The 14,490-nt window shown below is 47.6% G+C and carries 14 protein-coding genes and 1 pseudogene; 14 read left to right on the top strand and 1 reads right to left on the bottom strand.

Going from position 1 to position 14,490, the window contains the following annotated elements:
• Nucleotides 1-95 precede the first annotated feature (95 nt).
• From rnmV to glmU, 10 genes and pseudogenes are all read left to right on the top strand, one after another.
• Nucleotides 96-629, top strand: a complete 534-nt coding sequence (gene rnmV, locus AC58PV_RS32910) for a ribonuclease M5 (protein WP_497437217.1) — start codon at nucleotides 96-98, stop codon at nucleotides 627-629.
• A gap of 49 nt (nucleotides 630-678) precedes the next feature.
• Nucleotides 679-1,587, top strand: a complete 909-nt coding sequence (rsmA, locus tag AC58PV_RS32905) for a 16S rRNA (adenine(1518)-N(6)/adenine(1519)-N(6))-dimethyltransferase RsmA (protein WP_497437216.1) — start codon at nucleotides 679-681, stop codon at nucleotides 1,585-1,587.
• Between the two features lie 56 nt (nucleotides 1,588-1,643).
• Nucleotides 1,644-2,525, top strand: coding sequence for a sporulation peptidase YabG (yabG, locus tag AC58PV_RS32900; RefSeq protein ID WP_497437215.1), 882 nt, complete (start codon nucleotides 1,644-1,646; stop codon nucleotides 2,523-2,525).
• A 386-nt stretch (nucleotides 2,526-2,911) separates the two neighbouring features.
• The gene (gene veg / locus AC58PV_RS32895; RefSeq protein WP_068663565.1) at nucleotides 2,912-3,187 is read left to right on the top strand and encodes a biofilm formation stimulator Veg; all 276 of its coding nucleotides are present in this window, start codon (nucleotides 2,912-2,914) and stop codon (nucleotides 3,185-3,187) included.
• 152 nt (nucleotides 3,188-3,339) lie between these two features.
• Nucleotides 3,340-3,513 (top strand): annotated as a pseudogene (locus AC58PV_RS32890) (small, acid-soluble spore protein, alpha/beta type); the annotation flags it as partial.
• 294 nt (nucleotides 3,514-3,807) lie between these two features.
• Nucleotides 3,808-4,662 (top strand): 4-(cytidine 5'-diphospho)-2-C-methyl-D-erythritol kinase, encoded by an 855-nt coding sequence (ispE, locus tag AC58PV_RS32885; protein WP_497437213.1) that lies wholly within the window; start codon nucleotides 3,808-3,810, stop codon nucleotides 4,660-4,662.
• Between the two features lie 195 nt (nucleotides 4,663-4,857).
• Nucleotides 4,858-5,682, top strand: a complete 825-nt coding sequence (gene purR, locus AC58PV_RS32880) for a pur operon repressor (RefSeq protein WP_056617995.1) — start codon at nucleotides 4,858-4,860, stop codon at nucleotides 5,680-5,682.
• 15 nt (nucleotides 5,683-5,697) lie between these two features.
• Complete coding sequence (locus AC58PV_RS32875) at nucleotides 5,698-6,081, top strand: RidA family protein (protein ID WP_497437212.1); 384 nt, start codon at nucleotides 5,698-5,700, stop codon at nucleotides 6,079-6,081.
• A gap of 118 nt (nucleotides 6,082-6,199) precedes the next feature.
• The gene (gene spoVG / locus AC58PV_RS32870) at nucleotides 6,200-6,484 is read left to right on the top strand and encodes a septation regulator SpoVG (protein ID WP_028557369.1); all 285 of its coding nucleotides are present in this window, start codon (nucleotides 6,200-6,202) and stop codon (nucleotides 6,482-6,484) included.
• 144 nt (nucleotides 6,485-6,628) lie between these two features.
• Nucleotides 6,629-8,026, top strand: a complete 1,398-nt coding sequence (glmU, locus tag AC58PV_RS32865) for a bifunctional UDP-N-acetylglucosamine diphosphorylase/glucosamine-1-phosphate N-acetyltransferase GlmU (RefSeq protein ID WP_497437210.1) — start codon at nucleotides 6,629-6,631, stop codon at nucleotides 8,024-8,026.
• Nucleotides 8,027-8,243: 217 nt separating this feature from the next.
• On the opposite strand, the gene AC58PV_RS32860 is transcribed toward glmU, so the two are convergent.
• Nucleotides 8,244-8,444, bottom strand: a complete 201-nt coding sequence (locus tag AC58PV_RS32860; protein WP_497437209.1) for a hypothetical protein — start codon at nucleotides 8,442-8,444, stop codon at nucleotides 8,244-8,246.
• A 128-nt stretch (nucleotides 8,445-8,572) separates the two neighbouring features.
• Between AC58PV_RS32860 and pth the strand changes: the two genes are divergently transcribed.
• From pth to AC58PV_RS32840, 4 genes are all read left to right on the top strand, one after another.
• Nucleotides 8,573-9,133 carry an aminoacyl-tRNA hydrolase gene (pth, locus tag AC58PV_RS32855; protein ID WP_497437208.1) on the top strand — a complete coding sequence of 187 codons (561 nt, stop codon included), beginning with the start codon at nucleotides 8,573-8,575 and terminating at the stop codon, nucleotides 9,131-9,133.
• 135 nt (nucleotides 9,134-9,268) lie between these two features.
• Nucleotides 9,269-9,496 carry an anti-sigma-F factor Fin gene (gene fin / locus AC58PV_RS32850; RefSeq protein ID WP_068663572.1) on the top strand — a complete coding sequence of 76 codons (228 nt, stop codon included), beginning with the start codon at nucleotides 9,269-9,271 and terminating at the stop codon, nucleotides 9,494-9,496.
• A 75-nt stretch (nucleotides 9,497-9,571) separates the two neighbouring features.
• Entirely contained in the window at nucleotides 9,572-13,093 is a 3,522-nt protein-coding gene (gene mfd / locus AC58PV_RS32845) for a transcription-repair coupling factor (protein WP_497437206.1), read from the top strand.
• On the top strand, nucleotides 13,080-14,171 hold the full coding sequence (locus tag AC58PV_RS32840) for a peptidylprolyl isomerase (RefSeq protein ID WP_497437205.1): 1,092 nt from the start codon (nucleotides 13,080-13,082) through the stop codon (nucleotides 14,169-14,171). The genes mfd and AC58PV_RS32840 overlap by 14 nt, the downstream gene beginning before the upstream one ends.
• Nucleotides 14,172-14,490: the final 319 nt, after the last annotated feature.

Genomic DNA, 14,490 nt, shown 5'->3' with positions numbered 1-14,490 from the left:
GAACACTACTAACATACACGTAGCTTGGCATCTGCCTGCGCGAAGAAGAGGAGCCCCCTCTTCTTTTTCTGCGTACTGAGGAAGGAAACGCATCAATGATAAAAGAAATGATCGTTGTGGAAGGCAAGGACGATACAGCTGCTATTAGGCGGGCTGTGCAGGCGGATACGATTGAAACAGGCGGATCTGCTATCGGACAAGCCGTGCTCAAGCGAATTGCTCTGGCTCAGCAGCGCAGAGGCGTCATTATCTTCACGGATCCCGATCACGCAGGGGAACGGATCCGCAAAATCGTGGCAGCCAAGGTACCTGGCTGCAAGCATGCTTTCATTACGCAGGAGCAAGCTGCGTATAAGGGTGATATCGGCGTCGAGAACGCGACGCCAGAGACGATTCGTCAGGCGCTTCAGAGCCTGAGGACGGAATATGAAGCAGCAGTTTCGCTGCTGACGATGGAGGATCTGATTGCTGCCGGGCTCATCGTGCATCCGGATGCGGCTGCTCGCCGCTTGACGGTAGGCAATGCGCTGGGCATTGGTTATTGCAATGGTAAGCAATTCTATAAACGTTGTGCGATGTTTCAGATTTCAAAAGAGGAATTTGAGGCGGCGCTCGAACATTTGAACTAGTAGAATTCTTGGAGTGACTAGAACCCTAAATAGATACGAGGTCTATACAATGAATATAACCAGACAAGAGGTTGTTGTAACAGCCGAAGACGTGGCAACACCAAGTAAAACGAAACAAATTATTAAGAAGAATGGTCTCGTGCTCAAAAAAAGTTTAGGCCAGAACTTCTTAATCGATCAAAACATCCTCAGCAAGATCGTCATGGCCGCTGAGCTCGGCCCTACGAAGGCTGCGCTTGAGATCGGCCCCGGCATCGGCGCGCTCACACAGCAGCTTGCCAAGCTCGCTGGCCGCGTGCTTGCGGTCGAGATCGATCAGCGTCTACTGCCCATTCTGGACGAGACGCTGGCGCCTTACCCCCATGCCACTGTCGTTCATGGGGATATCTTGAAAACCAACCTGCCGGAATTGTTCCGGCAGCATTTCGAAGGCGTGGAGGGCGTCAGTGTTGTCGCCAACCTTCCGTACTACATCACGACGCCGATCATCATGAAGCTTCTGGAAGAGAAGCTTCCCCTGGAGAATATCGTCGTGATGATCCAGAAAGAAGTGGCCGACCGCATGGCGGCTCGTCCAGGCACCAAGGATTACGGCAGCTTAAGTATTGCCGTACAGTTCTACTGCGAGCCGGAGCTCGTCACAATCGTGCCGCGCACCGTCTTCGTCCCGCAGCCGAACGTCGATTCCGCCGTTATTCGGCTGCGCGTGCGCCAAGCGCCGCCAGTTGAAGTGGCGGACGTGGACTTCTTCTTCGCTGTCGTCCAAGCGTCCTTCGTTCAGCGTCGCAAAACCCTCTATAACAACCTCGCGGCGAGGTTCTTTACCAAAGAGAATAAGCCTGAGCTGGAAGCGTTGCTGCAGGGCATCCAAATCGAGCCTTCACGCCGAGGTGAGACACTCAGCATGGAGGAGTTCGCACGCTTGTCCACGGCGCTTCGTGTGCACGGCTGCAAATAAACCCGCACCAAATGCCTAGTCTCGCCATAGGATACCCTTAGGAGGGGATTTGTGCGATGAGGCAAGGTGATTTTGTTACCCGTATTTCCTATGGCGGCGACGTCGTGTTTAAAATTGAACGAATTGAGCATCTCAAGGCCATTCTGAGGGGTGTCGATGTTCGGTTGCTTGCAGATGCGCCGCTCACGGATCTGACAAAAGCGAATCCTAAGGAGACCTTAGATCATCCACGGTCAAGCTCGCCTGAATTTCGTGAGTCGCTGCGTCGACTAGCGGTGTCCCAAGTGCAATTGCAGGAGAAGAATCAGATGGCCGTCAATCATAAACAAAATTCACAACCAGCTCATAACAGCTATTTCGAAGTGCCAGGAAGGGTTCTGCACTTGGATGGCGATCCGAGCTATCTGCGCAAAAGTATGCAGCTCTACGGCGAATTACGCATTCCGGCAGAAGGTTTCTTCATTCCTGAGGCACAAATGGCGGAAGCGCTGCAAAGGTTGCTTCCTCAATATAAACCGGACATTGTCGTCATTACGGGGCATGATGGTATTTTGAAAAATCGACAAAGCGTGAGCCCGAACAATCTGTCGAGCTATAAGAATTCGCAGAACTTCGTGAATGCAGTTCGGGTGGCCCGGCAATATGAGAGAAATCGGGATTCCTTAATTATCGTAGCAGGGGCTTGTCAGTCGCATTTCGAAGCCTTATTGCGAGCTGGGGCTAATTTCGCCAGTTCTCCTGCGCGCATCCTTATTCATGCCTTAGATCCGCTATGCATCGCTGCTAAGCTGTCCTATACGCCGACAAGAGAAACGATTTCGATGTTGGATATTATGGATTTGACGGTGACAGGTCTAGAAGGGCTAGGCGGGGTGGAGACGCGTGGCAGTTATCGGATGGGTGTTCCTGGTATACAGCACACGGAAGAGTCTGTATAGCTAGATTAAGCCCGCTAGAGGACGAATAGGGCTTGGAATCATTCTACGTGGATCCAGGCCTGCCTATTTGCAGGATTCAAATAACACTTTTTGTCATGAACTCCGTATGGTGTGGAGGATGGCAGAGAGTGTTCTTTTTTATTTGCGGAGACCGTTGTTCGTACTGTTAGTACCATTTTTGTAAGTTGAAGGGGAGAAGTTTCTCCTTAACTGGAAAAGTGTGAATAATTTGCGAACATTGGTGACAACCTGAAGGGAGAGGAAATCCCAAATCCTATAAAAATGCCGTTGACAACGGGATTATGGTGCTGATATAATATTTGACCTCATTTGACATGATGGGGTAAATGGGTTATAATTGACAAGGAAAGAGGTGGTAGTTGACAATGGCAAAAAATGCGCTATTGGAAATCAAACGCAGTTTGGAGCCCCATGTTGGGCGGAAGATCATGTTGAGAGCGAATGGTGGCCGTCGTAAGACTGTCGAGCGTTCCGGTGTTTTAGAAGAAACCTACCCTTCTGTGTTTATTGTGAAATTAGATCAAGAATCCCACGCCTTCAAACGAGTGTCATACAGCTACGCCGATATCCTAACTGAGTCCGTCGAAGTTACCGTGTGCAATGACGATGGTCAGGTTCGCATCACTTATATACAGCATTAGCTTAATAGCGTTCCGATATTAGACAGGCCTAGTGGCCTGTTTTTGCTTTGTATCTATCCTCTTTGCCAGGGCATACTAATCGAAATCGTCATTAATCAGTGCTTATGATGGTTGCAGTGTTCATTGTACGCAAAGGATAAGGAGGATTCGGTATGAGTCGAAGAAGAAGTGTGATGTCAGAAAGTTTTAAATATGAGTTAGCGAAGGACCTTGGTTTCTACGATGTTGTAGAGCGAGAAGGCTGGTCAGGGATTCGAACGAAGGATGCAGGGAACATGGTGAAGCGAGCAATTCAAATTGCGGAGGAGCATCTGGCCAAACAACACGTTTCAGCTCCGAACAATGTGCATGTGGGCGGGTCTAATTATCGTCAGACGGCAGCTAATCAACCGGCACCCAACGGACAGGGTTATACGAGCCACATGTCGTTATCAACCAGTCAGCCTCAGCAACAAACGGGCCCTATCAACTATCCGCCGTCAGGTGGTTATCAGCAGTCTTATCAACAGTCTGGACAAGGGTCGCAACGTCCGTATTACAGCTAAAGCAATTGCTTTAGCTTTTTTTTTATGCTTTTGTTATAATATCGGGGTGGCTAACGAGCAAAAGAAGGTGATCGGATGAAGATTTTTGAGAAAGCACCGGCTAAAATCAATTTGTCTCTAGATGTTTTACATAAAAGACCAGACGGTTACCATGAAGTTGAGATGGTTATGACAATGGTGGATCTGGCGGATCGGATCGAAATGCAGGAGATGGCACGTGACACGATCATCATATCGAGTCAGGCGGGCTATATTCCGCTCGACGAGAAGAATCTAGCCTTTCAGGCTGCACGTCTCATTAAAGACCGCTATGACGTCAAACAGGGCGTTTATATTCATCTGGACAAGCGGATACCTGTGGCAGCAGGATTGGCAGGCGGGAGCAGTGACGCAGCGGCTACGTTGAGAGGCCTTAACCGCCTCTGGAACCTCAATATCTCCAATGAGGAGCTTCAAGTGCTTGGCGCAGAGCTTGGCTCTGATGTGCCTTTCTGTGTGACGGGAGGGACTGCGCTCGCAACAGGGCGTGGCGAGAAGCTGGAACATATCTCATCCCCGCCGCAGTGCTGGGTTGTCTTAGCGAAGCCGCCTATTAATGTGTCGACCTCCGAGATCTACGGCAAGCTGAGGGCGCGCGAAATTAAGCATCATCCTTCCACAGCAGGTGTATTAAGTGCGATAAGGGACAAGCAGTTCGATCGTTTGTGCAATAATCTAGGCAATGTACTGGAGGAAGTGACGCTGGACCTATATCCAGAGGTCAGACATCTGAAGGAGTGCATGCAGCGCTTGGGTGCAGACGGCGTATTGATGTCAGGCAGCGGACCAACCGTCTTTGGCCTTGTGTCCAAGGAAGCGAAAGTGGCGCGCATTTATAATGGGCTGCGAGGCTTTTGCAAGGATGTTTATGCCGTGCGCATGCTAACCTAAAGAAGCTTAGTAGAGCCCCGTAAAGGGGCTCTTTTTCATGTAATGGGGCATAATGGTAAGAGTCGTGTCTAAATAGTAGACTGTGTTAGGTCTGTGTTAGGTCTGTGTTAACATATTTTTCATGGTTTGCTTGAATAAATACGTATAAAAGTGGTATATTTTCATTATAATATTCGGATTTTGGGGGGTAGTGCGATGAAAAAGTTGAAAAGGAGCGCTAGGCTGGTAGAAATGACACAATATTTGTTGTTTCGCCCCCACTCGTTAATCCCTTTAACGACTTTTGCCGAGCGTTACAACTCCGCAAAGTCTTCCATAAGCGAAGATCTTGCCATCATCAAGGAAGTTTTTGAAGAAGAAGGATTAGGCGAACTGAATACGCTGGCCGGAGCAGCCGGAGGCGTGAAATTTTCACCGAAAGTACCGAAAGAAATATCACTGAAGTTTATCCAGAACTTATGTTTGCAACTTCAACAACCCGAACGGATTCTTCCGGGAGGATACTTGTATATGTCAGATATCATGGGACAACCCCAGTATTTGAACGAAATAGGCAAAACCTTTGCATCCGCTTTCGCTGGACGCGACGTGGACGTGATTATGACCGTTGAAACGAAAGGGATTCCGCTCGCTTATGCGACGGCTACCTATATGAATCTGCCTGTTGTTATCGTGCGTAGAGACAGCCGAGTGACGGAAGGTTCAGCCGTTAGCATTAACTATGTGTCAGGCTCCAACAAACGGATTCAGACGATGTCGCTTGCAAGGCGCGCGCTGAAAGAAGAATCCAAGGTGCTGATCATTGATGACTTCATGCATGTTGGCGGAACGATTCATGGCATGATGGACCTGCTAGCTGAGTTTAAAGCAACGGTGCAAGGCGTGGGCGTATTCATGGAGTCCTGTGAAGCCGAGGAGCAGTTGGTGGATAACTACGTATCACTAGCGCGTTTATATGGCGTAGACTCCAAGACGAAACAAATTACGGTAGAGCCTGGTAACTATTTTGATTCGAAATAAAGGAGAACTCTGAAAATGGAACTTATTTCAACTACAGCAGCTCCTGCTGCTATCGGCCCCTACTCACAAGCGGTTAAACTGGGGAACCTGTTATTTACTTCGGGACAAATCCCGCTCGGCTTAGATGGCCAAATCGTAGAGGGCGGTATTAAGGAACAGACTGTTCAAGTTTTTGAAAATTTGAAAGGCGTGCTTGAAGCAGCGGGCTCATCCCTTGGGCAAGTTGTGAAAGCGACTGTCTTCTTGAAGGACATGAACCAATTCGGCGAGCTGAATGAGATCTACGCTACCTACTTCGGAGATCATAAACCGGCTAGATCTACCGTTGAAGTTGCGAGATTACCACGCGATGTTTTTGTCGAAATTGAACTAATTGCTGTGATTCCTGTCGAAATTTAACAGAAACATTAAGAACACATTAAATTATCAAAAATTTCAAAAAAATAAGAAGGAATTTGCATGGATATGTTGAATATATCACCCAAGTCTCAGAGATGGAAAAAGGTGGTGAACACAAGTGCAAATTACAGATGTAAGACTCCGCCGGGTAAACTCCGAGGGGAGGATGAAGGCGATTGCTTCTATTACCATTGATAACGAGTTCGTCGTACACGACATTCGTGTCATCGATGGCAATAACGGAATGTTCGTTGCTATGCCGAGCAAGCGAACACCAGACGGTGAATTCCGCGATATCGCTCATCCGATTTCGTCCACGACTCGTGAGAAAATTCAAGCAGCAGTACTCGCTGAATACGATCGCGCAGCTGTAGAAGAGGAAGTTATTGAAGAAGGCGCATAATTCAGATTATTGAGAGAGCCCTTGGGGCTCTCTTTTCTTTTGACAGGTAATGATGCTATATTGGGGGAGAACTCATCGTTAGAGATAGGCTTCAGAGACAGAAAAGAGAAATCATAAATTCATTATAAAGGAGTTGGATTTTCGTTGAAGCTCATGGCAATTGTGTTAGCAGCAGGACAAGGGAAACGAATGAAATCAAAGCTATACAAGGTGCTTCATCCGGTTGTTGGTAAACCGATGGTGGGTCACGTTGTGGATACGCTGCAACATATAGAGGTTACGCAAACGGTAGTAGTTGTTGGATTTGGTGCGGAGGCTGTTAAAGGCTATTTAGGGAATCGTACCCAGTACGCGCTGCAAGAGCAGCAACTTGGAACAGGGCACGCCGTGCTTCAGGCCAAGGATTTGCTTGGTGACGAAGAAGGAATGACGGTTGTTATTTGCGGTGATACGCCACTCATTACAGCAGCTACGCTGCAAGAAACGATTGCACTGCACCAACAATCAGGCGCGGCAGCGACGATTCTGACGGCCAAGCTAGATGAGCCGACAGGCTATGGGCGTATTATTCGCGGAGAAGACGGCGCGGTTGCGCGGATCGTCGAGCAGAAGGATTGCACACCAGAGGAAGCGGCGGTTCAGGAGATTAATACGGGTACGTACATTTTTGATAATCGCAAAATGTTCGTTGCGCTGGGGTCAGTTACGAACAAGAATGTACAGAATGAGTACTACCTAACCGACGTTATCGGCATAATGACAGGAGCAGGCGAAATCGTTCAGGGCTATTGCATGGCAGATCCAGCTGAATCCATTGGCGTGAATGATCGAGTGGCATTGTCCGAAGCGGAGCAACTGTTCAAAGCGCGGATTAACCGTGAGCACATGTTGAATGGGGTTACGATTATTGATCCACTGAATACGTACATCGAGAAGGATGTTACGATTGGTGCCGATACGGTGCTGCTGCCGGGCACGATTTTGCGCGGAAACACACAGGTTGGTGAGCTTTGTACGATTGGACCGCAAACTGAAATCATCGATTCCATCATTCAGAACGAAGTAACCATTAAGCAGTCTGTTCTTCAAGAGGCTTATGTGGATAGTGAAACATCCGTGGGGCCATTTGCTTATTTGAGACCTGGCGCTAAGCTTGGCAAGCAAGTGAAGGTCGGTGACTTCGTTGAGATTAAAAATGCGACGCTTGGTGAAGGAACGAAGGTTTCTCATTTGAGCTACGTAGGTGATGCGGTAGTTGGATCGAATGTGAATATCGGCTGCGGTGCTATAACAGTGAATTATGATGGGTTTAATAAAAACCTGACAGAAATCGGCGATAATGCGTTCGTAGGCAGTAACGTTAATTTAATCGCACCTGTGAAAATCGGGGACGGGGCTTATGTCGTTGCTGGTACCACGATCACACATGACGTGAGCGAAGGCGACCTGGCTATCGCCCGTGTACGACAAGAGAATAAAGCCGGTTATGCGGATAAAATTAAAGCGCGAATGAAGGCGAAGAAAGAAAATAAAGGCCGTTGATAGACGGGTGTTATCAGTTAGTATGGCGTAATTAAGCAATAGGAATGGAACCTCTTGAGGTGGGGTACGCTACAAATGAAGTGCTGCCCACTCAGCCTGATTTACGTGGAAACGTTTAGGCTGAGCGAGACCGATAGAGGTTCTTTTTCCCGTGCTAGTGCGCCTGTAGGAGGGTTGTTGAGCTGGGAGAGCAACAGCGCCACCCTAATGAAAGCGCTTAATATCCAGGGCGCGAAACAAAAGTATGCTTCTTTCTGCTATAAAAGATACGATTAATCTTAACGAAATGCAGGTTGTACATTTCAACGAAGCCTATATCCTTGTGCAGATTTTGATAGTATACTTGGACGGGTACGTCCGCATCGAGATGATCTTGGAAATGATCATCTTCTGTAAGCTGTTGTCCATGTAGATACATTGTTCGTTTATCACCTACAGCTTTATGGAATGGATAACATTAGGTAAAAGGTATATTGTAAACAATAACCTTTAGAAGCGGGTTCCGCAAAGGTTTTTTAGTTCTTTGTTAGGGGGATTTAGAAAATTATGAAATGTTTTATCGGACTGGGAAATCCGGGAAAGCAATATGAGCTAAATCGGCACAATATTGGGTTTATGGCGATTGATCGCTTTGCCGCCAAGTGGGGGATGACCTCTTTTCAGAATAAAGGAAAAGGGCTGCTCGCAGAAGGTAATGTGAATGGGACGAAAGTGTATCTGCTCAAACCAATGACGTACATGAACCTCTCAGGTGAATCCATGCGCGCATTCCTTGACTTCTATAAAGCCAAATTGGAAGATGTCGTAATTGTGTATGATGATATGGACACATCCTTCGGTCAAATTCGTCTTCGCTATCAAGGCAGCCCAGGCGGACATAACGGTATCAAGTCCATTATTCAACATGGGGGCACTCAGATTTTCAATCGGATTCGGATTGGGGTGAATCGCCCGGCACCAGGCTATAATATTGCCGATTATGTGCTGTCCAACTTTTCCAAAGAAGAGATGAAGTCCATTAATAACGTGCTCGATTTAACTTGCGATGCCATGGAATTCAGTTTAGGCGAATCTTTCGAGAAAACGATGGCTAAGTTTAATAAATAGTCACAACGCATGAATGTGCCCTATATATGATGATATGTAAGCTCCCTATTCAAAAATGACAATGGCAGATTCGGCTAATTATTCCGAAGAATGGTCATACTAGGATGTAATCGAATTGTCGAAGGAGGCATACATATGATCAAGTATATTTGCAGGCACTGTCATACCTTTGTCGGGGAAATTAATCAGCGCGCGATTACCGAGCAGCAGTTAGGCTTCCATTTCTTGACCCCTGATGAGCGTAGAGATATAATATCGTATAATACGAACGGAGATGTTACGGTTAGAGTCGTTTGCGACTACTGTCGTGAGGCATTAGAAGCGAATCCCGAATTATCATTGCTAGCCAGTCCGTTGCAATAATTTATGATGAAGATAAAGAGTTAATAGCCGAGGCAAGTGTGCCGAGGCTTCTTTTTGTGAGGGGAGTGTACTTGTTTGCAAGCTTTAATTCAAGCTTTTTCTGCGGATTCCGACTTTCAAACGATCGTGACAGGCCTGAGGTCCGAAATGAAAGAGCAGCTCATTGCCGGTTTAACTGGCTCCTCCCGGCAAGTCATGCTGGCCTCACTTGCGCGAGAGCTTGAGCGTCCGCTTTTCGTTGTTACACACAATATGTTTGCTGCGCAAAAAATAGCGGAAGACCTCTTGGAGTGTCTATCCCCTGATGAAGTGCTGCTCTATCCATCTCAAGAGCTTCTGACTACGGAAGAAGCTGCTTCAAGCCCTGAGATGCTAGCGCAGCGTATTGACGTTCTTACGAAACTTGCGGGTGGATTCCGCGGTGTTGTGATTGCCCCATTTGCTGGCGTGCGAAGATTGCTGCCACTCAAACAGGTGTTCGAAGAATCCCGAGTAACGGTTAATGTTGGGGACACAGTTCAATTAGACGATCTGCTAGCTTCCTTATCCAGCCTAGGTTACGAACGTGTTGAACGCGTTGAAACGAAAGGCGAAATGAGTGTGCGAGGCGGAATTCTGGATATATTTCCATTAACATCGGAGAATGCCATTCGGATCGAGCTCTTTGATATCGAGGTCGACTCTATTCGGACATTCGATGTAAGTGACCAGCGGTCAATTGATAAACTAACAACGGTGACGATCCCTCCATGCCGGGAGATTCAAGCGGATAGAAAGCGGTTACATTCAGCGGCGCAACATGCGTATGAGTTGCTGCAGGCGCAGTTGGCGAAGATGACGGAGCGCTCAGCCAAAGACAAGCTGTTGGAAGTTGTAGGCCGCGATATCGAGCTAATGCGAGAGGGTCAGACGTTCCCGGGCATTTATAAATATATTTCTCTCCTATATACGGAAAGACAGACGCTCATGGACTATATGCCCAAAGACTCCATCCTCATTATCGATGAGCCTGCCCGCCTCTTGGAAACGGCGAAGCAGCTCGAGCGTGATGAAGCGGAGTGGATGATGCATGCGTTAACCGAGGGGAAGAGCTTGCCGGCTTTTGTGCTGTCCAAATCTTACGATACCTTGCTGCACCGCAGACCGTTCCCGACGCTGTATGTGTCCCTTTTCCTTCGTCAGGTCGCGGGTATTCAGCCACAGAATATCGTTAACTTCGTATGTCGGGTGATGCAAAACTTCCATGGGCAGATGAATCTCCTCAAGGCGGAGATGGAGCGGTGGAAGAAGAATGGCAGTAAGGTCATTCTGCTCGCTAATGGGGATGACCGTGCTGAACGCGTGCGTCGTGTTCTTGGCGATTACCAGATCGAAGTTCCTGAGATTGTCGATGGGAATCTGCAAACCGGTTTCGAAATGCCTTCGATTCATCTCGTTGTGATTACAGAAGGCGAGATCTTCACACAGAAACAGCGTAAAGCACGCAAAGTGGAGAAGAAGCTGGAGAACGCAGAACGAATCAAGAGCTATCAAGAGCTCAAGATCGGAGACTACGTTGTTCACGTCAATCACGGGATCGGGAAGTACGTTGGCATCGGCACGTTAGAGGTTGGCGGGATTCATAAGGATTATTTGCATATTATGTATGCTGGCGGCGATAAGCTGTCTGTTCCAATCGATCAGATTGATTTAATTCAGAAGTATGTCGGTTCCGAAGAGAAAGAACCGAAGGTATATAAACTTGGCGGGGCTGACTGGGCCCGCGTGAAAAGCAAAGCACGCGCATCTGTCAAAGATATTGCAGATGAGCTGATTAAGCTATATGCCGAACGTCAAGCGGCGAAGGGGTATGGCTTCGGCAAGGATAGCTCGTACCAGAACGAGTTCGAGGCGATGTTCCCGTATGACGAGACGCGAGATCAGCTGCGCGCGATAGAAGAAATCAAAACGGACATGGAGAAAGAACGTCCAATGGACCGTCTGTTGTGCGGTGATGTTGGGTATGGCAAAACCGAGGTCGCGGTCCGCGCAGCCTTCAAAGCTGCGATCGACGGGAAGCAAGTGGCCGTGCTCGTACCAACCACAATCTTGGCGCAGCAGCATTATGAAACGTTCCGTGAACGCTTCTCTGGCTATCCGTTCAATGTAAAGGTATTAAGCCGGTTCAGATCTAAGAAGGAACAAACGGAAGTCATGAAAGGCGTCAAGAAAGGTACTGTTGACGTTGTCATCGGGACCCATCGCCTTTTGTCACAAGATGTCCAGTTTAAGGACCTTGGCTTGCTCATCGTCGATGAGGAGCAGCGTTTCGGCGTGTCCCACAAAGAGAAGCTTAAGCGTCTGAAGACGAACGTGGACGTACTGACGCTAACGGCGACGCCAATTCCAAGAACCTTGCATATGTCCATGCTGGGCGTTCGTGACTTATCCGTTATTGAAACTCCGCCCGAGAACCGTTTCCCGGTCCAGACGTATGTAGTGGAATACGGGCCGACGCTGGTTAGAGAAGCCATTGAGCGAGAACTAGCGCGTGAGGGGCAAGTTTATTATCTGTACAATCGCGTGCAAGGCATTACCCAAATCGCTGATCAAATATCGATGATGATTCCGGATGCACGAGTTACTGTAGCGCATGGTCAAATGGGTGAGCAGGAGCTCGAGAAAACGATTCTCGATTTCTTGGACGGGGAGTACGATGTGCTTGTTTCCACAAGCATCATTGAAACCGGTGTCGACATCCCGAATGTGAATACACTTATTGTCCATGATGCGGATAAAATGGGTCTTTCCCAGCTCTATCAGCTGCGCGGACGTGTAGGAAGGTCGAATCGTGTCGCTTATGCGTATTTCACGTATCAGCGTGATAAAGTGTTGACAGAAGTAGCCGAGAAACGACTTCAAGCGATTAAAGAGTTTACAGAACTTGGTTCAGGCTTTAAAATTGCGATGAGGGACTTATCCATTCGTGGCGCAGGAAACTTATTGGGTGCTGAACAGCACGGCTTTATTGCATCTGTCGGCTTTGATTTGTACTCGCAAATGTTGGCTGAAGAGATTGCGAAGCTGAAGCTTGCGATAGATGGAGATGCGGTCATTCCAGAACCGGAATGGCATACATCAATCGACATTCAGTTGGATGCGTATCTGCCTTCTGATTACATCTATGACAGCATGCAAAAAATCGAAATTTACAAAAAAGTGGCCGCCATTCGTACGCTGGAAGAAGCCGCGGATCTGCACGATGAGCTCGTTGATCGCTTTGGCGATCTGCCGCAGGCCGTATTCAACCTACTCACAGTGGCTCGTTTGAAAGCATACGGTTCCGAGTACCGGATTGAAACGATTAGCCAAAAAGGAGAGGATTACCTAATCAAGGTGCATATCGACCAGAACGGCAGGCTGGATGGTCAGAAGCTGCTTGCTTTGTCCAAAGGCTTTGATGGTCGTATCAAATTGAATGCAGATCCGCAGCTACTTATTGTTATCCGCTTTAAAGGCATGAAGCCGGAAGCCTCCATCGAATTGTTGGAGAAATTCTTGGTACAATATAAGGATGTTCTGAAAACGAAAGGGGAATTACAGGATGTTGCCAAATGAAACTAGCAAACAACGACGTACTTCGAAAAAATGGATATTAGGATTGGCGACAGTCGTCCTTGCTTTCTCTGTCCTCAGCGCGTGTGGAGACAAAAAGGAGGGCGCTGCAACAGCTACGCCTTCCGCATCTGCGGCTGCTACAGGTAATCCAAGCGATATCATTGCTACGTACAAAGAAGGCGGGAAAATTACACGCGGTGAATTCGATTCTTTCATCAACGTAAATAAAATGTTCTCACCGCAATTAGCTCAATACTTGGCGGATCCAGCTTTCCAACAAGATATGTTGAAGCAAATGGTTACTTTCCGTGTTCTTTCTGCTAAGGCAGATGACAAAGTGAAAACGGATGCTGACAAACAAGTTAAGGAGCAAATGACAGCCATTACGGACTACTTCGGTAAGCAAGAAGGCGGAATGGACAAGCAGTTGAAAGATAACGGTATCGAGTTGAAGGATATCGAGTCTCTGATGAAATTAAGCTTCTACACAATGGGCAGCATGGAAAGTAAAATTACGGACCAAGCGGTTCAAGATGCTTACAAAGAACAAGCAGCAGCACATGCGTTTGACATTGCAACGGTTAGCCATATCCTTATCTCCTTGAAAGATTCCGCAACACAAAAGGATCTTCGTACGAAGGAAGAAGCGCTAAAAATAGCAAAAGAAGTGAAAGCGAAACTGGATGCCGGTGGCGATTTCGCAGCGCTTGCGAAAGAATTCTCCGATGATCCAGGTTCCAAAGATGTAGGCGGTACGTACAAAGATGCTAACATCAATGAATGGGTAACAGAGTTCAAAGATGCAGCAAGCACGCTTCCATTGAACAAAATCAGTGATCCTGTAGAATCCAGTTTCGGTTATCACGTGATGAAAGTAGAATCCAGAAGCACGAAGCAACTGGATGATACGCTCAAAACGCAAATCAAATCTCAGCTTGCAGAGAAATCCTTGTCTGAATTTGCTGAAACTGAGTATCCGAAATTGATCGAAACGAATAACCTTCCTAAAGTAGAAGCAGCGCCAGCGCCAGCAGCAAGCCCTGCAGCTAGTCCTGCAGCAAGCCCGGCGGCAAAGTAAGAACTTACCAGGATGTCCGATAATGGACATCCTGTTTTTATTTCTCATTTTTGGACATGATAAGCGCAGCAGGATGCAGAGCTAAATAAGTTGATAAGGATTTATAAGTGCGACGCACTTATAGCTTCGCATCAACCTTGGTAAACGGAAGCCGTCCTTGGAAGACGGCACGACCGTTTATCCTTGAGTAAATTGCTTAGTCGGGGCGTCTGCATAGAAGAATGGGAAGTGAAGAATACTATGGATAGATTTCAAGTTCCCACCAAATCCCGATCTAGCATACAAGGTTTCATGCTCGTGTCGTATCTAATTCGAAAGC

The sequence above is a fragment of the Paenibacillus sp. J22FR83 genome (assembly GCF_059691955.1).
The sequence above is the reverse complement of the archived record's forward strand: the minus strand, read 5'-3'. Positions and strand labels throughout refer to the sequence as shown.